Annotated in this window: 20 protein-coding genes and 1 tRNA gene; 8 read left to right on the top strand and 13 right to left on the bottom strand. The window is 65.0% G+C overall.

Translation table 11 applies throughout. From position 1 onward, the window contains the following. Nucleotides 1–68: 68 nt before the first annotated feature. The 4 genes from DCM80_RS19110 to DCM80_RS19095 all read left to right on the top strand — a co-directional run bounded on the left by DCM80_RS19110 (nucleotide 69) and on the right by DCM80_RS19095 (nucleotide 4,397). On the top strand, nucleotides 69–917 hold the full coding sequence (locus DCM80_RS19110) for an SDR family oxidoreductase (protein WP_257193102.1): 849 nt from the start codon (nucleotides 69–71) through the stop codon (nucleotides 915–917). A gap of 118 nt (nucleotides 918–1,035) precedes the next feature. Beyond that, entirely contained in the window at nucleotides 1,036–2,304 is a 1,269-nt protein-coding gene (locus tag DCM80_RS19105) for a serine hydrolase (RefSeq protein WP_257193101.1), read from the top strand. Nucleotides 2,305–2,621: 317 nt separating this feature from the next. Beyond that, nucleotides 2,622–3,200 (top strand): MarR family winged helix-turn-helix transcriptional regulator, encoded by a 579-nt coding sequence (locus DCM80_RS19100; protein WP_257193100.1) that lies wholly within the window; start codon nucleotides 2,622–2,624, stop codon nucleotides 3,198–3,200. 132 nt (nucleotides 3,201–3,332) lie between these two features. After that, nucleotides 3,333–4,397, top strand: a complete 1,065-nt coding sequence (locus DCM80_RS19095; protein ID WP_257193099.1) for a ketopantoate reductase family protein — start codon at nucleotides 3,333–3,335, stop codon at nucleotides 4,395–4,397. Nucleotides 4,398–4,426: 29 nt separating this feature from the next. On the opposite strand, the gene DCM80_RS19090 is transcribed toward DCM80_RS19095, so the two are convergent. Beyond that, nucleotides 4,427–5,011 (bottom strand): LysE family translocator, encoded by a 585-nt coding sequence (locus DCM80_RS19090; protein WP_257193098.1) that lies wholly within the window; start codon nucleotides 5,009–5,011, stop codon nucleotides 4,427–4,429. Nucleotides 5,012–5,280: 269 nt separating this feature from the next. On the opposite strand from DCM80_RS19090, the gene DCM80_RS19085 reads away from it, so the two are divergent. Next, the gene (locus DCM80_RS19085) at nucleotides 5,281–6,792 is read left to right on the top strand and encodes an ATP-binding protein (protein WP_257193097.1); all 1,512 of its coding nucleotides are present in this window, start codon (nucleotides 5,281–5,283) and stop codon (nucleotides 6,790–6,792) included. Nucleotides 6,793–6,832: 40 nt separating this feature from the next. On the opposite strand, the gene DCM80_RS19080 is transcribed toward DCM80_RS19085, so the two are convergent. Further along, entirely contained in the window at nucleotides 6,833–7,867 is a 1,035-nt protein-coding gene (locus DCM80_RS19080; RefSeq protein WP_257193096.1) for a putative FMN-dependent luciferase-like monooxygenase, read from the bottom strand. Nucleotides 7,868–8,272: 405 nt separating this feature from the next. On the opposite strand from DCM80_RS19080, the gene DCM80_RS19075 reads away from it, so the two are divergent. Then, nucleotides 8,273–10,060, top strand: coding sequence for a peptide ABC transporter substrate-binding protein (locus DCM80_RS19075; protein WP_257193095.1), 1,788 nt, complete (start codon nucleotides 8,273–8,275; stop codon nucleotides 10,058–10,060). Nucleotides 10,061–10,553: 493 nt separating this feature from the next. On the opposite strand, the gene DCM80_RS19070 is transcribed toward DCM80_RS19075, so the two are convergent. The 3 genes from DCM80_RS19070 to DCM80_RS19060 all read right to left on the bottom strand — a co-directional run bounded on the left by DCM80_RS19070 (nucleotide 10,554) and on the right by DCM80_RS19060 (nucleotide 11,311). After that, nucleotides 10,554–10,841, bottom strand: a complete 288-nt coding sequence (locus tag DCM80_RS19070) for a DUF2934 domain-containing protein (RefSeq protein WP_257193094.1) — start codon at nucleotides 10,839–10,841, stop codon at nucleotides 10,554–10,556. Nucleotides 10,842–10,967: 126 nt separating this feature from the next. Then, nucleotides 10,968–11,153: a hypothetical protein gene (locus tag DCM80_RS19065; RefSeq protein ID WP_257193093.1), complete on the bottom strand. Its 186-nt coding sequence runs from the start codon at nucleotides 11,151–11,153 to the stop codon at nucleotides 10,968–10,970. After that, complete coding sequence (locus tag DCM80_RS19060) at nucleotides 11,150–11,311, bottom strand: DUF2934 domain-containing protein (RefSeq protein ID WP_257176858.1); 162 nt, start codon at nucleotides 11,309–11,311, stop codon at nucleotides 11,150–11,152. Before DCM80_RS19060 ends, DCM80_RS19065 begins: the two co-directional genes overlap by 4 nt. A 323-nt stretch (nucleotides 11,312–11,634) precedes the next feature. Between DCM80_RS19060 and DCM80_RS19055 the strand changes: the two genes are divergently transcribed. After that, a complete protein-coding gene (locus tag DCM80_RS19055) occupies nucleotides 11,635–12,576 on the top strand; it encodes a 1-phosphofructokinase family hexose kinase (RefSeq protein WP_257193092.1) in 942 nt (313 codons plus the stop codon). Nucleotides 12,577–12,684: 108 nt separating this feature from the next. Next, nucleotides 12,685–15,150, top strand: coding sequence for a phosphoenolpyruvate synthase (gene ppsA, locus DCM80_RS19050; RefSeq protein ID WP_257193091.1), 2,466 nt, complete (start codon nucleotides 12,685–12,687; stop codon nucleotides 15,148–15,150). 1,512 nt (nucleotides 15,151–16,662) lie between these two features. On the opposite strand, the gene DCM80_RS19045 is transcribed toward ppsA, so the two are convergent. The 8 genes from DCM80_RS19045 to DCM80_RS19010 form a co-directional block, all read right to left on the bottom strand. Beyond that, nucleotides 16,663–18,609: a S8 family serine peptidase gene (locus tag DCM80_RS19045; RefSeq protein WP_257193090.1), complete on the bottom strand. Its 1,947-nt coding sequence runs from the start codon at nucleotides 18,607–18,609 to the stop codon at nucleotides 16,663–16,665. 47 nt (nucleotides 18,610–18,656) lie between these two features. Then, nucleotides 18,657–18,887, bottom strand: a complete 231-nt coding sequence (locus DCM80_RS19040; RefSeq protein WP_257176854.1) for a hypothetical protein — start codon at nucleotides 18,885–18,887, stop codon at nucleotides 18,657–18,659. A 62-nt stretch (nucleotides 18,888–18,949) separates the two neighbouring features. Continuing rightward, on the bottom strand, nucleotides 18,950–20,131 hold the full coding sequence (locus DCM80_RS19035) for a hypothetical protein (RefSeq protein ID WP_257193089.1): 1,182 nt from the start codon (nucleotides 20,129–20,131) through the stop codon (nucleotides 18,950–18,952). A 96-nt stretch (nucleotides 20,132–20,227) separates the two neighbouring features. After that, nucleotides 20,228–21,055 (bottom strand): BTAD domain-containing putative transcriptional regulator, encoded by an 828-nt coding sequence (locus DCM80_RS19030; RefSeq protein ID WP_257193088.1) that lies wholly within the window; start codon nucleotides 21,053–21,055, stop codon nucleotides 20,228–20,230. A gap of 395 nt (nucleotides 21,056–21,450) precedes the next feature. Then, the gene (locus DCM80_RS19025; RefSeq protein WP_257193087.1) at nucleotides 21,451–22,626 is read right to left on the bottom strand and encodes a Gfo/Idh/MocA family protein; all 1,176 of its coding nucleotides are present in this window, start codon (nucleotides 22,624–22,626) and stop codon (nucleotides 21,451–21,453) included. A gap of 15 nt (nucleotides 22,627–22,641) precedes the next feature. Then, a complete protein-coding gene (locus DCM80_RS19020) occupies nucleotides 22,642–23,697 on the bottom strand; it encodes a sugar phosphate isomerase/epimerase (protein WP_257193086.1) in 1,056 nt (351 codons plus the stop codon). Nucleotides 23,698–24,750: 1,053 nt separating this feature from the next. Further along, nucleotides 24,751–24,827: transfer RNA gene (locus DCM80_RS19015), tRNA-Met, on the bottom strand. Nucleotides 24,828–25,068: 241 nt separating this feature from the next. Continuing rightward, entirely contained in the window at nucleotides 25,069–25,425 is a 357-nt protein-coding gene (locus DCM80_RS19010) for a hypothetical protein (protein ID WP_257176848.1), read from the bottom strand. Nucleotides 25,426–25,427 lie beyond the last annotated feature (2 nt).

Here is a 25,427-nt window from a genome sequence, read left to right as displayed (position 1 = left end):
CAAAAATCTCTTATGAGCGAAAGGCGCGCGACGGCGCGGACGGGAACTTCGAGCTTTCAGGGAGACCCATGCGCCTCTTCATTCTCGGCCTCGGCTACAGCGCCTTGCACTTCGTCCGCAAGCACGGCGACAGCTTCACGCATCGCGCCGGCACCGTACGCGATCCGGCGCAGCGGAACGACCTCGCCGGCATCGAGGTCCACGCCTTTTCCGGCAGCCCTCCGTCGCGCGAGACGGTCGAGCGGGTGCGCGAGGCCGACGTGCTTCTGGTGTCGATCCCGCCCGGCAGCAGCGGCGATCCCGCCATCGCCGCGTTCGGCGACGTGCTGGCGGCGGGCCGCCGCAAGATCGTCTATCTCTCCACCATCGGCGTCTATGGCGACCATGGCGGCGGATGGGTCGACGAGAGCACCCCGCCGCAGGCCACGCTCGATCGCGCGCGCCTGCGGATTGCCGCCGAGCAGGCCTGGATGGACGTTGCGCACGGCAATGCCGCGATCCTGCGGCTTGCCGGCATCTATGGTCCCGGCCGCAATGCGCTGGCGACGCTGCGCGCGGGAACGGCGCGGCGCATCATCAAGCCCGGCCAGGTCTTCAACCGCATCCATGTCGACGATATCGCCAGCGCGATCATGGCCGCCATCCGCCACGAAAGCGGCGGCATCTGGAACGTCTGCGACGACGAGCCTGCGCCGCCGCAGGACGTGATCGCCTATGCCGCGACGCTGATGGGCGTGGCGCCACCACCGGAAGAGGCGTTTGCAACGGCCGAGATGTCGCCGATGGCCCGCAGCTTCTATGCCAGCAGCGCCCGCGTCTCCAATGCGAAATTGAAGCGCGAGCTCGGCGTCGCGCTGGCCCATCCGACTTATCGGCATGGCCTCGATGCGCTGTGGCGCGCGGGCGAAGCACGATAGGGTACCGGCATTCCCGGCGACCCAGTCATGCCCCGCCCGTGCTTGACTTCGCGTCGATGCGGACGTGATCTAGGCCTCGAGTGGGCCACCGCATAACGAGCTCGCCTGGGAGGACGCAATGATCAAGACGATCGCCATGATCGCGACGGCGGCTGCCGTCATCGCCTTCGGCACGGCCAGCGCCGCGCCGCTGCCCGAAGCCAATCCCGACGACGTCGGCTTTTCCAAGCAGGGCCTGGCACGCCTCGACAATTTCTTCGCGCGCGAGATCGCCGCCAAGCGCGTGCCCGGCGCGGTCGTCGCCGTCGCGCGGGACGGCAAGCTGGTGCACTACAAGGCCTACGGCCTGCTCGATCCGGACAAGGGCACGCCGATGCCGGTCGATGCGATCTTCGCGCTGGCCTCGATGACCAAGCCGATGGCGGCGGTCGCGGGCCTGACGCTGATGGAGCAGGGACGGCTGCCGCTCCAGGCCAAGCTGTCCAATTACTATCCCGGTTTTGCCGACATGAAGGTCGGCGTGACCGAGGCCGACGGTTCGCTCAAGCTCGAGCCCCAGGCCTCGCCGATCTTCGTCCACGATCTCTACCGGCACACGTCGGGCTTGATGTATGGCGGCCGGCCGGACTCGTCGAGCCCGGTGGCGCGGCAATACCCTGACGGCATTGCTCCGGCGATCGAATGCGACACCCAGGCCTTCATCGACCGCATCACCAAGCTGCCGCTGGCGCACCAGCCCTCGACCGTGTTCGAGTACGGTTTTTCGATCGACGTGCTCGGCGCGGTCGTCGAGAAGGTGAGCGAGCAGAAGCTCGGCGACTATCTCGCCGCCAATGTCTGGCAGCCGCTCGGTATGAAGGACGCGACCTTCCACCCGACCGACGCGCAGCGCCCTCGCCTTGCCCGCCCCTTCGCCAAGGATCCGCTGACCGGCAAGCCGCAAGCCATCAAGCTGCTGGACACGCCGACCAAGTTCGACTGCGGCGGCGCCTGCGCGTTCGCCACGATCGGCGACTACCTCCGCTTCGGCCAGATGCTGCTCAACGGGGGCGAACTCGACGGCCAGCGCATCCTTTCCCCGAAGACCGTGCATCACATGACGGCCAACCATCTCGGTCCCGAGATCAAGAACAACGTGGCCAAGGTCGAGCCGCATCGCGCCGGCTTCGGCTTCGGCCTTTCGGTCGCGGTCCGGACCAGCGAGGGGCTGTCAGCGGTCCCCGGCAACCCCGGCGAGTTCACCTGGAACGGTGCCTACGGAACGCAATTCTTCTGCGATCCCAGGGAGCGTCTCGTCGTCGTGGTCGGAACGGCGGCGCCGGGCGAGCTCCGGAAATACTACCGCGAGCAGGTCCAGGACATCGTCTATGGCGCGATGACGAAGTGAGAGCGAGAAAGCTGCCGGCAGCGAAGCCGTAGAGCTCGGGCATATTGCCCGCGCTGCCAGTGCCGCACGTGTGCCCAATCACGTGCGAGCCGCCGTCATTTGATTGAAAGTTTCAAAGAATTTGAGCTGTGCGATTTACTCGAACTTTCTGTGTGACCTCCTAGTTCCACGGCCGGAAGTTCCAATGGCGAGCTTCTTCCCCACGCGCGGTACGCATCCGGCGACGGACGAACGGCGAGGCGGGACTTCATCTCGTCCACTCAGATTGCGCTCCAATAGGCTCAATTGAATAGAGCTTTATCCGGCTTGGAATCGAAATGAATTTGGCTCGCGAATCGATTGCACTGCTGGAGCAGGCCGCAAACATCCTGTGGTTCGAAGGCACCAGGCATGGCCTGCGCGACCGCGAGTGGATGGCGCTGCGATTCCTCTCCCGCGCCAACCGCTTCTCCCGAACGCCTTCGGCACTCGCAACTTATGTCGGCACCACGCGCGGCACCGCATCCTTCATCATCGGAGAGCTCGAGCGGCTCGGCTACCTCGAGCGGAAGCGCTCCGCCACTGACAAGCGCTCGGTGATGTTGAGCGTGACGCAGCAGGGTAAGAAATTCCTGGTGCGCGATCCCGTCAACGTTCTGGTCGAGGCGATTGCCGGGCTCGACGACGAGATCAAGATCCGCTTCCGCGACACGTTCCGGCAGGTGCTGGACCAGTCGGACTCGGCCGAGCAGCGGCACCACACCGCCGTTTGCAGGCGATGCATCTTCCTCCGGGAGGAGCGCACCGCCTCGGACAGCAAGGCGGCGGCCGGGCTCAGCTGCCGCCTGTTCCGCTCGCCGATCGCGGAGGCGGAGGTCGATCTGCTCTGCACCAGCTTCGAGCATCACCGCCAATAGAAGCCGGCCTCAGTCGGCCTTGTATGCATTATCCCAGTTGCCATCCCCACGCACTTCGCTTTACATGCCGGCAAACGCCCGCGGACGACGGCCGGGGCTGAAAATCGCACAAAATTGTCAAAGGGACGGAGCATGGCGCGCAACATATTGATTCTCGGGGCTTCTTACGGCTCGCTGCTGGGCACGAAGCTGCTCATGGCCGGGCATAACGTGACCCTGGTCTGCCGCGCCAAGACCGCGGAGCTGATCAATCGCGAAGGTACCGAGGTGCGCATCAAGTTGCGTGACGAGGCGGTGCACCGGGCGATCTTCTCGCGCGACCTTCCGGGCAAGCTCGACGCGGTGACCCCGCAGAACGTCGATCTCTCCCGCTACGATCTGGTCGGCCTTGCGATGCAGGAGCCGCAATACACCAACCACACCGTGCGCGTTCTCATGGTCAAGATCGCCGCGGCCAAGCTGCCGTGCCTGTCGATCATGAACATGCCGCCGCTGCCCTATCTGAAGCGGATTCCGGCGCTCGCCGACATGGATCTGGAAGAGGCCTACACCAACGCGCAGGTGTGGGAGCGGTTCGAGCCGGGGCTGGTGACGCTGTGCTCGCCCGACCCGCAGGCATTCCGCCCGCCGGAAGAAGCCGCCAACGTGCTGCATGTCGGCCTGCCCACCAACTTCAAGGCATCGGTCTTTGCCGATGAGAAGCACAACAAGGTGCTGCGCGAACTCGAAGCCGACATCGATGCGGTAACGCTCGACGGCCACGACGTTCCGGTGAAGCTGAAAGTATTCGATTCCCTGTTCGTGCCGCTGGCGAAATGGTCGATGCTGCTGACGGGCAATTACCGCTGCATCACCCCGAACGAGCCGCAGTCGATCCGCGATGCCGTGCACGGCGACCTCAAGCGCTCGCAGACGATCTACGAGCATGTCGACGCGATCGCGCGCCGCCTCGGCGCCGATCCGCAGGACCAGGTGCCGTTCGCAAAATACGCCAAGGCCGCCGAGAGCCTGCTCAAGCCGTCATCGGCCGCACGGGCGGTCGCAAGCGGCGCGCCCTTCATCGAACGCGTCGACCTCCTGGTGAAGCTGATCTCGCATCAACTCGGCGTGCCCAACGCCGAGATCGACCGCACGGTCGACACCGTGGACCAGAAGCTGAACGAGAAGATCGTGCAGGGCGGCTCCGGCGCGCAGTAAGCGAGCGCTCACGAGCGGGGCGTGGCGCTTCAGGCCGTCAGGAAGGGTTGAAGCCAGAGCAGGCCGGTCACGGCGACCAGCGTGACCGCGCCGATGCGCGTGACCAAATGGGGATGCCCGAGACGACGGGCGCCACGGCCGAGCGTCGCGCCGAGAGCGATCCACGCGGCACCGGCGGTGACAATCTGAAGCGCGATCGCGCCGAACCAGGGCAGCAATTCGAGCGGCGCAGCCTCGAGCGACAGGAGCAGGAAAGCGAACACGAGCGCTTTCGGGTTCAGCAGCGTCGCAAGCAGCACCTGGCCGAACGTCACCGGTGCACCATCGCGCAGCTCGCGTGTGTTGACCCGCCAGAGCATGAAGGCGAGGCAGAGGATATAGCAGGTCACTGCGACGCGAAGCACGAGCGCCGCGACCGGGATGTCGCCGACGATGGGGCCGAGCGTGAGCCACAACAGGGCAATCGCGAGCAGATAGCCGCACAGCTCTGCAACGAGCAGATGAAGCGAGCGCGCAATGCCGATTCCCGCGCCCGATGTCGCGAGCAAGGTGTTGGTCGGCCCCGGTACGGCGAGCAGGAAATAGGTCGCTGCGAGGAAGGTCAGGAAGCTCATGCGCCTGACTAACAGGCTTGCGGCCAGGCTGGTTTGATCTTCATCATCGAATCCGGTCGTCAAAGCCCGGAATCGGTGCCTAAGCCGCCGAAATGCCCGCGAACGAGGACGATCCGCAAATCCCCTATCGTCCCGCACTTCTACGGCACATCGAATCGGACCGGAACGCCGTCGTGGGCAACGCGAATGATCAAGCCCGTGCCGCTCGACGCGCCGCGATGGGATTGATAAGCCGCTGTCCGCGAATGACGAGGACTTGAGTCGGGGACATGACGGTTGCGATCGGGATGGGGCAGACCACGGCGGGCGCCGTGGCCGCCATGGACCTCGAGGAACTCTTGGCGACCCGCCTCCTCGTGCAGGGCAATTCCGGTTCCGGCAAATCGCATTTGCTGCGGCGGCTGTTGGAACAGAGTGCGCCCTGGGTGCAGCAGGCCATCATCGATCCCGAAGGCGATTTCGTCACGCTGGCCGAGCGCTTCGGCCATCTGGTGATCGAGGCCGAGGATCACACCGAGCGCGGCCTTCAGGTTGCCGGCGAACGCGCGCGACTGCACCGCGTCTCCACCGTGCTCAATCTCGAAGGTCTCGACGCCGAGAACCAGATGCGGCGCGCCGCCGCCTTTCTCGGCGGCCTGTTCGACGTCGACCGCGACCATTGGTATCCGATGCTCGTGGTCGTCGACGAGGCGCAGCTGTTCGCGCCGGCGGTGGCGGGTGAAGTCTCGGACGAAGCGCGAAAGCTCTCGCTCGGCGCGATGACCAACCTGATGTGCCGCGGCCGCAAGCGTGGCCTCGCCGGCATCATCGCGACGCAACGCTTGGCAAAGCTCGCCAAGAACGTCGCGGCGGAAGCCTCCAATTTCCTGATGGGCCGGACCTTCCTCGACATCGACATGGCGCGCGCCGCCGACCTGCTCGGCATGGAGCGGCGGCAGGCCGAAGCGTTTCGCGATCTCGAGCGCGGACAGTTCATGGCGCTCGGACCTGCGCTGTCGCGCCGTCCGCTGCGTCTCAACATCGGCCCGACCGACACCTCTCCGCGCAACTCGACGCCACGCCTGATGCCGCTGCCCGAAGCGACGCTGGAGGATGCGCGCGCCGTGATCCTGGCCGCGCCGCCGCCCGATGCCAGCCGGCCGCAGCGCCGGCCGGCGCCCGATCTGCTGGAGCAGCTTCGTGCCGCGAAGGCCGCCGCCCCGGTGATCCAGCCGGAAGTGGTCGAGGTGCCGGTCAGCGCCGAGGAGCTCGCCGAGCGGCGCGAGCGCGTGGACCGTACGCTGCGGGCCGTGCTCGCTGCGCCCGACGCGGGCTTCCGCGCCATCGGCGTGCTCTACCAGGAGTTCGTGGTCCGCTGCCGCATCGAGGGCCTCGGCTCGGCGGTGCCCGACCTCAATGAATTTCGCCGCATGCTGACGCATGCGCGCGCCGGGCTTGGTACCGATCTCACCGAAGACGACGCCTGGCAGGACGTGTCACTGCGCGCGTCGATTCTGCCCGAGGACATGCAGGGCGTGTTCATGATGATCGCACGCGCGGCCAAGGAGAGCTGGCCCTGTCCCGGCGACGCCGCGATCGCGCGGGCCTACGGCTCGCATTCGCTGCGCCGGGCGCAGCGGCTGCTCGGCTACATGGAGGAGCAGGGCCTGATCGTGGTCCAGCTCGACGGCGGCGGCCGCCGCATCGTGACGCTGGTGGAGCTGGCCTGGGCCACCGCGCCGGGCGACCCCAACGGCGATGATCTGCCGGCCGCGCCGGTCGCGCGCGCAGCGTCGGCCTGATACGAGATAATTTGGTGCAACGCGAGCACATCCATTCCGGCTAGAGCGCCAGCGCCACTTCGCCCGCCGGCCGGGTCCAGCCCAGCGCCGGCGCGACCTTCTCGGCGACCAGCTCGATCGAGCGCAGGACGTGAGGGTGCGGCGCATCGACCGAATGCACCTGGAATACGAGATCGGTCACCCGCTCCAGCGTCACATCGGCCCGCAGCGAGGCGATGACGTGATCGGCATTGCCGACATGGGTGTCGAACGCCGCGATCATCTCCTCCAGTGTCTCGCCCGGCTTGGCGTGACCGCCCTGCAGGAATTGCGGCAGCGCGCGGCGCAGACCAATGTCCGCGAGCCGCATTGCTTCTCGATGATCGTCGGCGACGAAGACGCTGCGTGAGGCCATGATGCGCGGCTCGGCCCCCTGGGGCAGCGCGTCCAGATAGGCATCGATCACCGGGTTCTGGATCTCGGCGAGGGTCGCGTTTGGCGCCTCCTTGGTTCGCGGCTGGGTGCGCGAGAGCAACAGGCCATCGCCGGCCTTGCCGGCGCGCGCCCCGCCGGCCACCGAGAAGGTCGCCTGCCAGATCCGCTTGTCCAGTTGCGGCCGCTGCGGATAGATCGTGTCGCCGCCCGCGAGCGGCTTGCCGACCAGCGCGGTGCGGACGACCTCGAGATTGCGGGCAAAGATCTCGTTGCGCTGGGCGCTGTCGAGGCCGAAGGCGGCGAACGCCGAGGGATTGCCGCCGGTGCCGACGCCGAGCTCGAAGCGGCCGTTGCAGAGGAGATCGAGCACCGCGGCGTCCTCCGCCACCCGCACCGCATTCTCCAGCGGCAGCGTGACGATGCCGGTGCCGAGGCGGATGCGCGAGGTCTGCGCAGCGACGTAGCCGAGGAAGGTGAAGGGCGACGGCAGGCCGCCCTCACGTTCGTGGAAATGATGCTGTGCAATCCACGCGGAATCGAGGCCCGCCTTTTCAGCGTGCACGATCTGCTCGGCCGCGAAGCGGTAGCGGTCCGCCGGCGGAGCCTCGTCGAGCAGCCGCGTGAAAAATCCCAGGCGTTTCAGGTTTGCAAAACGTTTCATGCGACCCCTGTCGGACGAGGATGGCCGCCCGATGATGTCGGTAGCCGCGGCTCGAGACAAGCGGACATTGCGCAGCACTCAAATGTAAGGCTCATCCGCGAGGCGCATCCATAAAGCCTGCCCGCCGGGATCGCCGTGCGCCGGGCTTTCGGCAGAACGCCTACTAGCTCGGCAGCACCGCGCCGGGAGTGACCGCGTTAGGGCTGCGGCGCGGCCTTGGAATTTCCCCAGGTTCACATGAGTTCGCACTAGATCGTCGCCTGGTTTCTCAGGCGCCGGTCCAGATCCCGGCCCTCCACGTCGTCATTTCGTCGCAGGGCAGCTCTGCCGGCATTGCCGCCTGACGCCCGATGCAACATGATGGTTGCCAGCGACGATTTGTCTTCGAGCTGGAGGGGTCATCTGATGAACGAGAACGAAATCCGGGGTCTGGTCGGACAGGTAAAGCAAGGCACGCTGTCGCGGCGATCGTTCATGCAAAAGGTGGCCGCGCTCGGAATCGCGGCCCCGATCGCGAGCCAGATCCTGGTCTGGCACGACGTCGCGATGGCGAATGCCACGCTGCCGTACAAGCCAACCAAGGCCGGCGGCGGCGGCCCGCTGAAGCTGCTGTTCTGGCAGGCTCCGACCCTGCTCAATCCGCATTTCGCGATCGGCACCAAGGACCAGATGGCCTCGCGCGTGTTCTTCGAGCCGCTCGCCGGCTGGGACAGGGAGGGCAATTTGGTCCCCTGCCTCGCCGCCGAAGTCCCGACCAAGCAGAACGGCGGCCTTGCCGCCGACGGCACGAGCGTGATCTGGAAGCTGAAGCAGGGCGTCAAATGGCATGACGGCAAGCCCTTCACCGCCGACGACGTCGTCTTCACCTGGGTTTACGCCGCCGATCTCGCGACGGCGGCCTACACCACGGGATCCTACAAGGACATCAAGGTCGACAAGATCGACGACCATACGGTCAAGGTGACCTTCAAGGCGCCGACGCCGTTCTGGGCCGACCCGTTCGTCGGCTCGGTCGGCCCGATCCTGCCAAAACATCATTTCGGCGACTATACCGGCGCCAAGTCGCGCGAGGCGCCGGCCAATCTGAAACCGGTCGGCACCGGCCCCTACAAATTCGTCGAGTTCAAGCCCGGCGACCTGATCCGCGCCGAACGCAATCCCGACTATCACATCAAGAACCAGCCGCATTTCGACACGCTCGAGATCAAGGGCGGCGGCGATGCGGTGTCGGCGGCGCGCGCCGTGCTGCAGACCGGCGAATATGACTTCGCCTGGAACATGCAGGTCGAGGAGGAGGTCCTCAAGCGCATGGAGGCGAGCGGCAAGGGCAAGCTCGACATCACGCCGTCCGGCAACGTCGAGTTCATCATCCTCAACACGACCGACCCGTGGACCGAGGTCGACGGCGAGCGTTCGAACGCCAAGACCAAGCATCCGACGCTGTCCGACCCGGCCGTGCGCCGGGCGATCAACCTGCTGATCGACCGCGATTCGATCCAGAAATACATCTACGGCCGCGGCGGCATCGCCACCGCAAGCTTCGTCAACGCACCCAAGCAGTTCAAGTCGCCCAAGCTGAAATACGAGTTCAGCATCGACAAGGCCAACAAGGTGCTCGACGAGGCCGGCTGGAAGAAAGGCGCGGACGGCATCCGCGAGAAGGACGGCAAGAGGCTCAAATACGTGTTCCAGACCTCGACCAACGCGCCGCGCCAGAAGACTCAGGCCATCATCAAGCAGGCCTGCGACAAGGCCGGCATCGAGATCGAGATCAAGGCGGTCACCGCCTCGGTGTTCTTCTCCTCGGACGTCGGCAACCCCGACACCTACTCGAAATTCTATGCCGACATGGAGATGTACAACACCACGCAGCCGCAGCCCGATCCGGAGCGCTTCCTGAACCAGTGCGTCTCCTGGGAGATCGCCAGCAAGGAGAACAAATGGCTCGGCCGCAACATCTCGCGCTGGTCGGATCCCGAAGCCGACAAGGCCTACAAGGCCGCGCAGAACGAGCTCGATCCGGCCAAGCGCGCCGCGCTGCTGATCAAGGTCGACGAGACCTTCTGCGAGGCGCATGTGTTCCTGCCGCTGCTGTCCCGCAACGTCGTCAACGCCCACGTCAACAACCTCATGGTCGACATGTCGGGCTGGGACGTCACGACGTGGAATCTGGCGGCGTGGTATCGGGTGTAGTCCGTTGTCACGGACAAGCTGCAACGCGCATAGCGCGTCGATGACGCGTGAACGCGCTTATGGCGCTGCGGCACCGTGACATGGGCCCCGGCTCAGCAGCGCACCGTCGAAGTGACGCTGCGCTGCGTCCGGGGCACGAGAGCAGGATGTAGCGCTCGCCGCCTCCACATCGTCGTTGCGAAGCAAGCCATATTGCCGCCGCTGGCAGCCACATACTTTTTCCATTGTGTGCTTCAGGTCACAGGCGAATCATGCGCCATGGCCTACAAATATCGTGCATGGCCGCAAACAAGGTAACGGCGGTACGCGTGAGGCTGCGGAGGCAATCAACAGCTACGAACTTTTCGAGGCCGCCAGGGTGAGGAGCCCGGCGGCCTTTTCTTCGTTGCAGCGCCGCACTATTGCGACGCAGCACCGAAAATGCGGACACCAGTCAAGTCCAGGCCTGACGACTTCGCAAGAATCCGGTGATCGAGCCGGATTGGGCGCGCTGCTATCGCTTCGAGGACGCGTCGGAACTCTTCCGCTCCTCGCGCTCGTCCTCGATCTGCCGTTCCGCTTGGAGCCAGAACTCCAGCTCTCGACCGGCCGGCCGGCCAGCCTGCTCCCAAAGCTCGTAGGCGCGCGCGCGCACCTTGCCGCGCCGCATCATGCGACGGAGCTTTCGCTTCAGCTCCTCGGCAAAGCTTCGGAAGCGCTGCCCGGTGGTTTCGTCCTTGACGAGCGCGGCCGCTCGCGTTGCGAATTCGATCTGGTGCTCTAGTTTCTTCTGCTCGTCCACCGCCGACACTGCCGTGGGAAAGGGATATTTTTTGGAGCCCGTGCTGTTCAGACACTGAATGCCCGTCCTGGATGCTCTGTTCCCCGAGCGGCAGCTCGCATCGCACGGGAAACGGGCCGACCCGGTTCAGTGCCACGTCGTGTCCGCTTCGACGATCACCACGCGTATCTCCGGATCTTCGGTCGTGTTGCAGGTGCAGGGCATGCCCTCGCCGCAGCGGCAGCCGCCGAGCTGTTCGCTCCAGGCCCGGAGCGGATGATTTTCGCAGACCCATCCCAGACCCCCGCAGAATGGGCAGGTCTTGTCGGTCACAACGTATCCGGCGTCCGCAACGTATTGGACTTGTCCTCGTTGCGCAGCTCCTGCTCGGCGGCCTGCCAAAACTCGTCGTCGCGGCCCTCAGGCTTGCCGGCCTGCTCCCACAGGCGATGCGCACGTTCTCTGATCTCTTGCTCGGTCGGGTCGGACATGATGTCTCCTCTGGTGACGCACGGCCCACCCTGGGGGGCATGGGGGCTTTGGAGGCGGGCCGTGCAGGCCAGCAATCGACGGCGACTCTGGCCCGCCGATTCAAGCGCCGGGCGCGCCCGGAGTTCCTAGTCGCGCCTTGCGGCAAAGACTCCTCGGTTCGATTCTTCAACCGACCGACGGCGCAACATCGGCCTTGATCCAGATTAAACTGGCGCTGCCGTGCCGGGATATCCTGCGAAGCTAATCGAAGGCAGATGAGCGCTCCAGGCTGGCCCATCATTGCGGGACGATATTCTGACTCCAAGTGGATACAGACAAGGTCATGCCGGACATCGCCACCGTCACGATCAATCCCGCGGTCGATGTGTCGACTTCGGTCGAAAAGATCGTTCCCGTCGCGAAGCTGCGTGGTACCTCGCAGCGGCGCGACCCTGGCGGCGGCGGCATCAATGTCGCGCGCGTGATCAAGCGGCTCGGCGGCCGCGGCGTGCGCGCGATCTATCCGGTGGGCGGCGGGACGGGCGATCTGCTGCGCCGCCTGCTCGACGCGGAGGGCGTTGACAGCCAGACCTTCCGGATCGCGGGGGAGACGCGGGAGGATTTCTTTGTCCACGAGCAGTCAACTGCTTTGCAATACCGCTTCATCCTTCCGGGGCCGACACTCACTGACCGCGAATGGTCTGAGTTCCTGCAGCTGGTCGCCTCGCTCGATCCTTTTCCCCGAATAGTGGTCGCAAGCGGCAGCTTGCCGGGCGGAGTGCCCGACGATTTTTATGCACGCCTGGCGGCGATCACCAAGCGGCACAGGTCCCAGATCATTCTCGATACGTCGGGCGCGGCGCTTGCCGCAGCAGTCGCCGAAGGCGTCGACCTGATCAAGCCGAATTTGCGCGAGATGCGCGAACTGACGGGAACGGAACCTCAGGACGCCGGTGAATGGGTGGCGGCCGCCCGACGCATCGTCGAGACGCGACAAGCGTCGATCGTCGCGCTGACCATGGGACATCTCGGCGCGGCGCTGGTGACCCGGGACCGCACATGGCAAGCGAAGTCCCTGCCGATCAAGCCGCTGAGCGCGGTCGGAGCCGGTGACAGCTTTCTCGGCGCGCTGGTGCTGCGGCTCGCCTCCGGCACCGATCTGGGCGCCGCCTTCCGCTACGCCATGGCAGCGGGCGCGGCTGCCCTGCTCCATCCCGGCACCGAGCTGTGCCGGACCGCGGATGTCGAACGGCTGGCCGAGCAGGTGGTGATCGAGGAAACCTAGCTGGCGCCGCCATTGATCTTTCGCAACACCGTACGCCCCGCCTCCCGCCACATTGCCGATGAGGATCGCGTCCCGACGGCACCCTCGACTGCAATGCGGAGCAAACAGATGAGCAGCAACCCCTATGTTCGCTGGTTCGAGGATCTCGGCCTGGACGATGTCGGCATGGTCGGCGGCAAGACCGCCTCGCTCGGCGAGCTCTATTCGATGCTGTCGCGGCGCGGCATCTCGGTGCCGAACGGCTTTGCGCTGACGGCTGCCGCCTATCGCGCCGCTCTCCTGCAGCAAGGCGCCTGGGAAGAGTTGCGCAAGCTGCTTGCGGGCCTCGACAAGCGGCATATCGCGGACCTCGCCCGGCGGGGTGCCGCGGCGCGGGACATCGTGTACGCCGCGACGGACCTCGCCGACCTCAGGCAGAAAGTTGCGGAGGCCTATCGGCAGCTCGAGCAGGAATACGGGCCGAACGTTGCGGTGGCGGTCCGCAGCTCGGCCACCGCCGAGGACCTGCCGAACGCGAGCTTCGCCGGACAGCACGACAGCTTTCTCAACGTCCGCGGCGCACGCGCGCTGTTCGAGGCCTGCCGCCGCTGCTTTGCCTCGATCTTCACGGACCGCGCGATCTCCTACCGCATCGACAACGGCTTCGATCATTTCAAGGTCGCGCTTTCGGTCGCCGTGATGAAGATGGTCCGGTCGGACCTCGCCTCCAGCGGCGTCATCTTCACGCTCGATACGGAATCCGGCTTTCGCGACGTGGTGTTCGTGACCGGCGCCTACGGGTTGGGCGAGAACATCGTGCAGGGCGCCGTCGAGCCGGACGAGTTCTATGTCCATAAGCCGACCTTCAACGCAGGCTTCCGCGCGGTCTTGTCGCGCCGGATCGGCGCCAAGGACAAGAAGATGATCTACGCGCGAGGTCGCACCACCACCCGCAACGTGCCGACGTCGCGCCGCGAGCGCGAGAGCCTTTGCATTTCGGACGATGATGTCCTCAGCCTCGCCGAGAGCGCGATCGTCATCGAGAGCCATTACTCGGACAAGGCGGGACATCCGCGGCCGATGGACGTCGAATGGGCCAAGGACGGCACCGACGGCAAGCTCTACATCATCCAGGCCCGGCCCGAGACGGTTGCATCCCGCCGCACGTCCGAGGCGCTGGAGAACTATGTGCTCAAGCCGAATGCCGCGGCGGTGCTCGGCGAAGGCCGCGCCGTCGGCGAGAAGATCGCGGCCGGCAAGGTCCGGCTGATTAGAAAGAGGCAGGATCTGCGCGCCTTCAAGCCGGGCGAGGTCCTGGTCGCGCCGGCCACCAGCCCGGACTGGGAGCCGGTCATGAAGATCGCTGCCGCGATCGTCACCGAGCATGGCGGCCGAACCTGCCATGCCGCCATCGTTGCCCGCGAGCTCGGCGTTCCCGCCGTGGTCGGGATCGAAGGCATCACCAGAAAGGTGAAGACCGGCACCAACGTGACCGTATCCTGTGCCGAGGGCGATATCGGCCATGTCTATGCCGGCCGCCTGCCCTTCGACGTCGAGCGAGTCGCGACCGGTGCGCTGAAGAAACCGCGCACTGGGATCATGGTCAATCTCGGCAATCCGGAGCTCGCCTTCAAGACCGCCATGATGCCGAACGACGGCGTCGGCCTGGCGCGCATGGAATTCATCATCAACCAGCACATCGGCATTCACCCCATGGCGCTGGCCAAGCCGAAGCAGGTGAAATCCGCCAAGGACCGGCGATTGATCGAGCAGATCACCCGGCGCTACAAGAAGCCCTCGGACTTCTTCGTCGAGCGCCTCTCGGAGGGCGTGGGTACGATCGCTGCTGCGTTCTTCCCACGTCCGGTCATCGTTCGCCTGTCCGATTTCAAGACCAATGAATATGCCAATCTCACAGCCGGCGCCGATTTCGAGCCGCGGGAGGAGAACCCGATGCTCGGCTTCCGCGGCGCGGCCCGCTACGCCCACCCGGCCTATGCCGCGGGCTTTGCATTGGAATGCGCCGCATTGCGGCGGGTCCGCAACGACATGGGCCTGATCAACCTGAAGGTCATGATTCCGTTCTGCCGGCGCGTCGAGGAAGCCCGCAATGTCATCCAGACCATGGCCCAGCATGGGTTGAAGCAGGGCGAGAACGGGCTCGAGATCTACGTGATGTGCGAGATTCCCAACAACGTCATCCTGATCGACCGGTTCGCGGAGCTGTTCGACGGTTTCTCGATCGGCTCGAACGATTTGACCCAGCTCACGCTTGGGGTCGACAGGGATTCCGACATCGTCGCCTTCGACTTCGACGAGCGCGATCCCGGCATGCTGGAAATGCTGAGACTCGCCGTCGACGGCGCCAAGCGCAACCGCCGCCATATCGGCATCTGCGGCGAGGCGCCGGCGAACTATCCAGAGATCGCACGGTTTCTGGCCGAGCTTGGGATCGACTCGATCAGCGTCAATCCGTCCAGCATCCTCCGGACCATCGGCGTCGTGTACGAGGCCGAACAGAATGCCGGCAAAGTTGAAGACATGAGCCGAAGCGGCCAAGGAGACGTGCTGAATCACGCGTCCCTCGGACGCTGATCATGGCTGTGTGGGGAATTCAGGGATTGGGGCACGACTTCGCAGCCTCGCGACGATTTTCGCCCGAGCTTTGCTTGACCACTTCACCCTCTCGTTCAAGAGGCAAATGCACACGCAGAAGAACCGCACAGCCGTAGCGTGGGCAAAGGCGCCCTTGCGCCGTGCCCACGATCTGTCCGATGCGGCGATAGACGCGTGGGCACGCTGCGCTTTGCCCACCCTACGAGATCGAGGTTGTGACACGCAGGCCGTAGGACCTCCTAGCCTTGGTCAAGAGCTTTCGTGCCTTGGTGGACCAGGGTAGCGCGGTGCTCACCGCAGTCCAGGACGCTTCGCGCCGGCTACGCCGGTGCCGATGGCATCCTGGACAGCGGCTGCGCGCCGCGCTGTTGGGCTCGGCAGGTCGGGACGAAGGAATGGTCACAAGCGGCCGAACAAAGGAATGAGGGCGCGGGTCCTACGTCGGTGCTCAAGGCACAGGTGGGCAAGGCGGCTCCCGGCGGATCGGCCCGGCCGACCAGCTTACACCAACTGACTGGCCTCCGAACGCTAGAAGGGTACAGGGTGGGCAAAGGCGCCCTTGCGCCGTGCCCACGATCTGTCCGATGCGGCGATAGGCGCGTGGGCACGCTGCGCTTTGCCCACCCTACGAGATCGCGTTTGTGGCAGATACCTCGACTCATAGACACGCCTTCTCGTTCTCGCGGCTGAATTCGCCCGAGCTTTGCTTCATCTTCGCACCCTTATATCCAAGAGGGCGCAGGGAAGGCCGGGTGCTGACAACGCACCCGCGGTCTGCTGCGCAAAATGCACACGCAGAAGAACCGCACAGCAGCATACAGGTGGTGCCGATCACTCGGCCTTCCCTGCGCGATGGTCGGACGGCTTATGCCGCGCTCTCCCGGGAGCCGAATGTCCTTCTGGCCTCCCTCGCCGTTCGAATTGACGATGCCGTCCGCCCGGTTGGGCTCGCGCACATCTTCGATCCGGCTTGACCGTAGCAACGACGGCCAGGACCACACGGTTTTGCCGTACGCACGGCCCGCCATTTCACCTGCAGTATTCCCAGCCCTGTCGACGAAGCTGCGAAACTTACAGACGAGACGAAGCCTGGCAGCGCCGTTCGTCTACACGCGGCCACGGGCTCACAGGGACTACCCGCCCTGCCCGCACCTCTCATGCCGACGCTGCCGCGTCCACCGCAAGCCCGGCTCGCGATCAAGACGACCTCGAGATCGCCCCTCCTGGTGAGCCGGGATGGCCGACACATACGCCATTTCCGAATTTCGGTAAAGAGGAATATTTTTGCGGCGAGGGGTTGACGGCGTGGCGACACAGGGCATTTGGTGTCGCCCAAAGCACCAACGAAGCATACTCGCCATGTCAGCCTCGCTGGTACGAAATCTGAAATTTTCAGATTTCGTGAAGCTGTCGCAATGATCGCTCCGCGTCAGAAAACGCGCGGGGCACAGCTGGTGCCGTGCCCCGCGTTCAAGGCCACAAGGACGCGCGTTACAGCAATCCGACCTTGTGCATGAGCTGCCGGATCTGAGCTGGATCGGGATCCATCATCATGGGGGCGATTCCATTGGCGACCTGGGCCGGACCGCGCGCGACGTGGCTCGAACCGTTCGGCATGGGACCAATGGACTGTGGCGTCATCGCGCCCGCCGGAATCATGCTCGGCGCTTCGACCGGCCGCAATCCAAGCAGGCGACGCAGCGCTGCCAGCGAGGGATCGGTTCCAGACGCAGCGGCGGCAACCGGAGCGATTCCGGTTTCCAGGCCGAGCGCCCGCATCGCGTTCGGCAGTCCCGCGCCGGCACGATTCGGGTCACCGAATTGCAGCGGCGTCGCGGTTTCCTTCAGAATCTGGAACAGCCGCTCGACCCGGCGTGCATCGCGATTCTGGAAGCTGCCTTTGGTGAAGTCCGGATGGTGCGCCAGCACAAGCGCGGCCAGGCCGGTGACATGCGGCGTCGCCATCGAGGTACCGTCCCATGCACCGAAACCGTCGGCGGGAAGCGATGAGACGATCGCCACACCCGGCGCGCAGACGTCGATCTCCGGGCCGAAGCAGGAGAACTTGGCCGGAAAATATCCATCGCGGCTCTGGAAACCGTCGAGGGCTTGCTGCGCATGATAGCTATCCTCGGGAAACTCGCCCCACTTGCCCAACGCGGCGACCGCCAGGCAATGCGGCGTCGAAGCCGGAAACTGCACCGGCCCCGAGGAATTCCCCGCAGCAATGATACAGGCCATGCCCCTTTCCTTGGCGCGGACGATTCGTTCCTCGATGATCCGCGAGGGCTCGCCGCCACCGAGGCTCATATTGGCGACGTCGATGCCATGCTCCATGCAATAATCGAGCGCCGATACGAGATCGCTGAACCGGCCGCCCGGGAAGATGCGGCAGACATGGATTTCCGCCGCGGGAGCGAAGCCGCGGATTCCGCCGCCGGAGCCGATGGGGCCGCCGGCGATGATTCCGGCGCAATGCGAGCCATGGCCGATCGTGTCGACGGTCCAGGCCGCCTTGTCATTGCCGACGATGCTGGTGCCTTCCGTGATGCCGCGCAGGTTGCGATGGGTCGGCGCCAGGCCGGAATCGATGACCGCGATCTTGATACCGGCGCCATCAAAGGACGGCGGCACGCGATCGAGGCCCATGGCGCGCTCACCCCAACCGGTCAATTGCTGGCCGGGGAAGCTCCGCAGGACCGCGCCGAGCGCCCTCACGACGATCCGGTTGACATTGTTGGGAACGAGCTGCGGACGATCGAGCCAGAAGGTCCAGTAGTCGATCTTCGGCTTGACCAGGATCGAGCGGATGGTCTCGGGAGTTTCGCCTTGGAGCGTCACCGTGGCGCGGCCCGTGGCGTCGGTGATGGCCTGTGCGGGCCACATGCTGCCGAACACGTAGACTTCGGCGCCGGGCAGCGGGCCGTCCTGGCCCAGGACTTCGATGGTCGCAGTGAAGCCGTCGGCCAGCGGCGTCAGCACCCCCGGATTGGGAAGCTGCGGCGTCGTCGGGTCGAGCATGTAGGTCAGCCGCTCGTCACGCTCCACCGCGCAACGCTCTCCTGCCTGGGTCTGCAGCACCCTGGCCTTGTCGGGAGTCATCTTGGCGAGGACCAGCGGACTGAGCGGCACTTGCCCGAGATCCGCGCTCTGAAATCCGAACAGGCGCGGCGCAGGCACCGTCTTCACCACTTCGATGTCGGGGCTGCTGGTGAGCTGCTGGGTCAGAAAATCGATGCTGAAGGTCGCAAGCCCGGGTTGCTGTTGCGGCGCGATCATGAATTGCGCCGGGCGCGGTGCGATCGTTGCGGCCCCCTGCCCGCGTGCCGGTGACGGGCTGTCGCCATGCTCGGGAATCGCGCCGTTGCCGTTTGTCGCCGCTTCGTTCGCACCGTGCTCGCCCTGTGCGGAAGGTCCTGATTTTCCTCTCGTGGCCATCTGCGGCCTCCTTGATGTTTTGCGTGTCCAATGTTTGCCCACAGAAATCAGTCGGCATCGAACGGCTTCAGCGCCGAATCCGGTTCAACCACGAGCGTGGCAAACCTCGATTTCAGGCGGTCGGCCTGTGTCTTCGTCATCGCAAGAATGACGACGTCGGGTGCGACCTGCGCGACTCGCTTCACGTCGGGTTCACGCTGCAAGTGGTCGTTGAGCTCACCGGATTGGACCGGGTCTCCCTGCACGATGAATTGCTGCGACGTGTTTGAATCCGCCATCTGTTTTCCCTTGTCATCTGTGCGTGGAGGGCGGGCGTTCGCCCGCCCTCCACGCGTTGGCTCTAGTGCATCGTGCCACCGGGCTGGCCGGCGTTGAAGACGCCGAGCTGCCGACCGATATCGAGGCCGGTCTGGGCACCCTGGCCGATCTTCTTCAGCACGCTCCAGAAGCTCTGCAGCTCGATGTCGGAGACCTGCGCCGCAGCCGGCTGCAGGCCGGGCTGGCCGGCGTTGAACACGCCGAGCTGGCGACCGATGTCGAGGCCGGTCTGGGCGCCCTGGCCGATCTTCTTCAGCACGCTCCAGAAGCTCTGCAGCTCCATGTCGGAGACCTGCTCCGGCGCGGGTTGAAATCCGGGCTGGCCGGCGCTGAACACGCCGATCTGCTTGCCGACATCGATGCCGGTCTGCACGCCCTTGCCGATCTTCTTCAGCACGCTCCAGAAGCCCTGCAGCTCCATGTCGGAGACCTGCTCCTGCGCGGGTTGCAGGCCGGGCTGGCCGGCGCTGAACACGCCGATCTGCTTGCCGACATCGAGGCCGGTCTGCACGCCCTTGCCGATCTTCTTCAGCACGCTCCAGAAGCTCTGCAGCTCCATGTCGGAGACCTGCTCCGTTGCGGGTTGAAATCCGGGCTGGCCGGCGTTGAACACGCCGAGCTGGCGACCGATGTCGAGGCCGGTCTGGGCGCCCCTGCCGATCTTCTTCAGCACGCTCCAGAAGCTCTGCAGCTCCATGTCGGAGACCTGCTCCGTCGCGGGTTGCAGGCCAGGCTGGCCGGCGTTGAACACGCCGAGCTGCTTGCCGACGTCGAGGCCGGTCTGCACGCCCCGCCCGAGCTTCTTCAGCACGCTCCAGAAGCTCTGCAGCTCCATGTCGGAGACCTGCTCCGTCGCGGATTGAAGTCCGGGCTGGCCGGCGTTGAACACGCCGAGCTGCTTGCCGACATCGAGGCCGGTCTGCACGCCCTGGCCGATCTTCTTCAGCACGCTCCAGAAGCTCTGCAGCTCCATGTCGGAGACCTGCACAGAATTTTGCACAGAACCTTGCGGCGTTTCCGGACCGGCGGAAAACGGCAGGAAACCTCCGCCGATGTTACCTATGGCGCCGCCGATATTCTTTCCCCTTTTGCCGCCGAGCAGGTTGCCGATAACGCGTCCGGCCGCACCGCCGAGGATGGAGCCGAATATCCCCTGCGGATCCAATTGGCCGTAGTCCTCATATCCTTGCTGTGTTCCAGTCATGATCAAAGTCTCCTGATGAAGTGCCTGACCCGCGAGCGACACGCGTTCCCTGAAGGGAGTCGGGATCACTACGCACGATTGTGCGAGCGGCTAAGGCTACGACCAGGATCGTGATGCAGGCGTCACGCCGAGCGTGAAAGTTGCGTCAAAGTTCTTGGCCCGCTGCAATTTGACCGAGGCAGGTCTCAGGGGCGCAGCGTGGAACATGCGGCGGATGTCGCGCTGCAGCTGTTCGGTCTCCTGCTCCGGCACCGCGCGAACGTCCCGCCACAGCACGGAGCGGCAAAGATCGTACTGACGTAGCGCGTCGGTACGGCGACCTTGCTGCGCGTAGCAACGCATCAAGATACGATGGACCTGCTCCTGAAGCGGGTCGATTGCGACGATACGCAGCGCGAGCGCGATCGCGATGTCCATGTGCTCGCGCCCGTCGGTGTCCAGCAGGCCCGCAAGCGCCTGCATCGCCTTTGTCCTCAGTCGCTGGCGCTCGGCAGACAGCCAGGCTTCGAATTGGCATGAGGTCGAACTGATGCCCTCGAGAAGGTCACCCCGATACAGCATCGCCGCGCGAGACAATCGTTCGGGATCTCCATCCGACAGGAGCCGCTCGAATTCCCCGACATCGGTGCTTATGGCGTTCGGGCAGATGCGGATGTCGTCGCGATCGGCCGCGATCACGTCGGAATATTGCGGCAGTTCACGCCGCAATGTGAGCAGAGCCTGTCGAAGGCTGGCGCGGGCGCGATCGCCGAACTGACCGTCCCACAACAGGGTCGCGAGCTTGCCGCGAGAAATGGCCCGAGGGGAACTGAGCGCCACATAGCCAAGGAGAGTTGCAGCCTTGCGACTGGGGATCAACACCGACTCGCCGGAGGCACGCATGACCTCGACACCGCCGAAGAGATTGATCTGGAGCAGCGACATTGTCCTAATCCTTCGGTCATTGTCCTCTGTCCCTCATTCTACCCAGGGGCGAACACTCTTCCTGTGATCATGATCACCAAAGATGCGGACAGCGCCGATTGGCCGCACATCGTCGATCAGGCCGAATGCTCTTATGGCCACCATACAATCTGAGTTAGACAAAGCAACGGAACTCGCTTGGCGCCGTGTCAGCAATTTGTGAGACCGCAAATTTCGGATGTGTGAAGTAGCCCATAGGCAGAATGCGAATTGTAGGGCGCCACGATTGCTCGCATTTGATGTATCGTTCGTGCGGAGCCAGAACGCCGCGAGAGGTCGCATGACGCGACACGCCAATGCCGTGCAAGTTGTCCTCACTCGGCGGTCCTCGACGAAGCGAAGTCATCGCGACCGCCTTAGGTCATCCGAACCCAGACGCCGTTGCCCTCAGACGATTTCACCGCGGCATCGATCAACTTCACGCCTGCGAGGCCATCCTCGACCGTCGGAAAGATAACGTCGGGCGGCGGCTTTTCACCGGCCGCGGCCGCGCGGATGGCGCGCGCCGCCTCGGCATAGATCGTCGCGAAGCCCTCGAGGTAGCCCTCGGGGTGCCCCGATGGGATGCGGGTGACCCTCGCCGCCGCGCCCGATGCACCGGCGCCGCCGCGGGTCAGTAGCTGTTTGGGCTTGCCGTAAGGCGTGAACCAGAGTTGGTTCGGATTCTCCTGCGCCCATTCGAGGCCGCCCTTGCTGCCGTAGACGCGCAGCTTGAGCCCGTTCTCGTTGCCGACGGCAATTTGGCTCGCCCACAGCATGCCCTTGGCGCCGCCCTTCCACTTGAGGAAGATCTGCACGTCATCGTCGAGCCGCCGGCCCTCGACGAAGGTCGACAATTGGGCGAGCAGCGCGTCGAGCTCGAGCCCGGTGACGAAGCAGGCGAGATTGTAGGCGTGGGTACCGATGTCGCCGATGCACCCGCCGGCGCCGGACCGGGACGGGTCCGTGCGCCATGCCGCCTGCTTCTGGCCGGTGGCCTCCAATGGCTCGGTCAGCCAATCCTGCAGATACTCGGCCTGGACGAGACGGATCTCGCCGAGATCGCCGTTGGCGACCATGGCGCGGGCCTGCCGGATCATGGGATAGCCGGTGTAGTTGTGCGTGACGACGAAGATCCGGCCCGTCTTCCTGACCAGCGCCACCAGTTGCTCGGCCTCGGCAACGGTCGTGGTCAGCGGCTTGTCGCAGATAACGTGGATGCCGGCTTCCAGGAAGGCTTTCGCGACCGGACTATGCATATGATTGGGCGTCACGATCGCGACCGCCTCGATGCCGTCCGCCCTCGCCGCTTCGGCCTGCGCCATCTCCTCGAACGAGCCATAGGCCCGGCCGTCGGCGATGCCGAGCTCCTTTGCGGAGGTCTTGGCGCGAATTGGATCCGACGACAGCGCGCCGGCTACCAGCTCGAACTGGTCGTCGATGCGCGCGGCGATGCGGTGGACGGCACCGATGAACGCGCCCTGGCCGCCGCCGACCATGCCGAGACGGATGCGGCGATGGCCGCCGGTTTCACCGCTTGCTTCAATCGCCATGTTGCAGCCTTTCGTTCACGAGATGCCGAGCATCTTGCGGTTGGCGGCCGCATCGGTACCGCTGCCGGCGAAATCGTCGAAGGCCTTGTCCGTCACCTCGATGATGTGGTTGCGGATGAACTCGGCGCCCTCGCGCGCGCCTTGCTCGGGGTGTTTCAGGGCACACTCCCACTCGAGCACCGCCCAGCTGCCGTAATCGTATTGCGTGAGTTTGGAGAAGATGGCGCCGAAATCGACCTGGCCGTCGCCGAGCGAGCGGAAGCGGCCGGCGCGGTCGACCCAGCTCTGGAACCCGCCATAGACGCCCTGACGGCCGGTCGGATTGAACTCGGCGTCCTTGACGTGAAACGCCTTGATGCGCTGGTGGTAGATGTCGATGTAGTCGAGATAGTCGAGCTGTTGCAGCACGAAGTGCGAGGGATCGTAGAGCAGGTTCGCGCGCGGATGGTGGTTCACCCGTTCGAGGAACATCTCGTAAGTGATGCCGTCGTGAAGGTCCTCGCCAGGATGGATCTCGTAGGCGAGATCGACACCGTTCTCATCGGCATGATCGAGGATGGGCCGCCAGCGCCTCGCGAGTTCGTCGAAGGCGGTCTCGATCAGGCCGGCGGGACGCTGCGGCCAGGGATAGACGTAGGGCCAGGCCAGCGCGCCGGAGAACGTCGCTTGGGCGCTGAGCCCGAGCCGCCGCGACGCCAGGATGGCGCGCTTGACCTGATCCACCGCCCATTCGGTGCGGGCCTTGGGGTTGCCACGCACCTCCGGCGCGGCGAAGCCGTCGAAGGCCGCATCATAGGCCGGGTGAACGGCGACGAGCTGGCCTTGCAAATGGGTCGACAGCTCGGTGATGGCAAGGCCGTGTCGCGCCGCAATCCCCTTCACCTCGTCGGCATAGGTCTGGGACTCCGAGGCCTTGGTCAGGTCGAACAACCGCCCGTCCCAGCTCGGAATCTGAATCCCCTTGTAGCCCAGCGAGGCCGCCCATCCGCAGATCGCATCGAGCGAATTGAACGGCGCCGCATCGCCCGCGAACTGAGCGAGAAATATCGCAGGCCCTTTGATCATCCTCATCGCGTGCTTCCTTCCTTGGACATTTTGGGGCGAACGCCTCCACGGTGGGAGCGAGGATCAATTCGGGCGCACTGGGTTGCCCGACGATCCGCAACGCCAACATGGCCCACACCTCCCCACGCGCCGGACCTTCGTCGGGGTCGCTTTTCCGCGCGATTGATCCGAGGATGCCGGCCATCAAGGCAGAGAGCAATAGCGGACTGTGCGACGGGAGCTCCATTCCGCCGCAGCACGGATGATCTTGCGCATCAACAGATGGAGAGCGGCCAGCCCCGCATGAGCGGGGAAGAGTGCCCCGCTCCCTATGGTTGACCAGTCACCGAATTGGGTCTGCTATCTGCATAACCACGAGTTCGCAGGATGGGTAGAGTGAAGCGAGACCCATCGACCCCACCCGACGTAAAGCGTGATGGGTTTCGCAAGTGTTTTACCCGTTATCGTGCAGCGCAAGCCCGTTCTATTTCAGCCACGTACGATGTCCAGCGGAACGCGAAGGGGCCGACCGTTGAGATTTTAGCCTCGCTGTCATCTCCGTTCTCGTGCGCAAACTCGGGACCAATGCACGACGCCGTCGCTCCGCGACAGGAGCGCGGTGATAGCTCCGCAGGCAAGGTCTCCACATTCCGGACAAACATACAGGGCCACGCGGCGACTGCCGCCGACCCCAACGGCTGATGTCAGAAGTCGCGCAAGTCCATCGTTGAGGCGAATGGCAAGCTCGGGCTCTCGTTGAGGGACCGAAAGACAACCGGACAAATCAAAGCTGGAGGCACCGGTGGCGGCAAAGAGAGATTGGCCATTGACGATAAAATCGAACGTGTACCGCTCCTTTTTCGCGGGGCTTCCGCCACCGCTGCGATGGAGCACTACAAGTTGAAGCTAGTCAGACACGTCTTATCGCTCTGGGCCCGTTTGCCAACCAAATGCGGCGCGCGCGACGCCGCCCGCCAGCAGCTGCCATCAGAGCGATCGGGCCAGCATAGCGCTACCCGCTAGCATCGAGCCGAGTGCGCGCGATACTCTGAAAAATCATCAGCTGCTTAGCGAGATTTTTGGTAGCGGGGGAGGGACTCGAACCCCCGACCCCAGGATTATGATTCCCGTGCTCTAACCAGCTGAGCTACCCCGCCACAGGGATCGCGAACGGCAGACGGCCGATCTCGCGAACGCGCGGCATATAAGGAAGGGGGCGGGGCGAAGTCAAGCAAAGGTCGGGCGATGGGCGGGATGAATTGCCGGCGAAAGCGCCCTGTTTGAAGCCGAACTCGGCTGTTTTCGCCGAGTAGACTCGCGGAGAGGCCCCCTCACCCGGAATCCGCGCTTGGCGCGGATTCCGGCCTCTCCCCGGTGGGGAGAGGCAAAGGATGCGGCCTATTTCGGCCGCACGTTCGGATCGCCGCCCGGGCTGCCCGGAGGCGGGATGACCGGGGTGTTGGCTCCGGTGCTGGGCGCGGGGGCGTGCATGTCGGGGTCGACGCCAGAGGGCGGGCAGAGCACGCCGTCGGTCTTGGCGAGCTTGTCGCCGAGCGGTTCCCGGGACTGGCCGGTGGTGGTGCCGTCCGGGGTGGTGGCGAGCCGGTCGGATGGGGCACAGCCGGCGGCACGTTGCGGGGACGGCGGCGCGGTCGCTTGCGGCGGCGTCGCCGGGGCGGGCGGAGCCTGCGCGATCGCTGGCGCAGAGGCGGCGATCAGGAGGCTGGCCAGGATGATGTTTGATGTCGTGCGCATGG

It is taken from the genome of Bradyrhizobium sp. WBOS08, from assembly GCF_024585125.1.
GTDB lineage: Bacteria > Pseudomonadota > Alphaproteobacteria > Rhizobiales > Xanthobacteraceae > Bradyrhizobium > Bradyrhizobium japonicum_B.
Note: the sequence above shows the minus strand (reverse complement) of the source record. Positions and strands in the feature narration are given on the sequence as shown.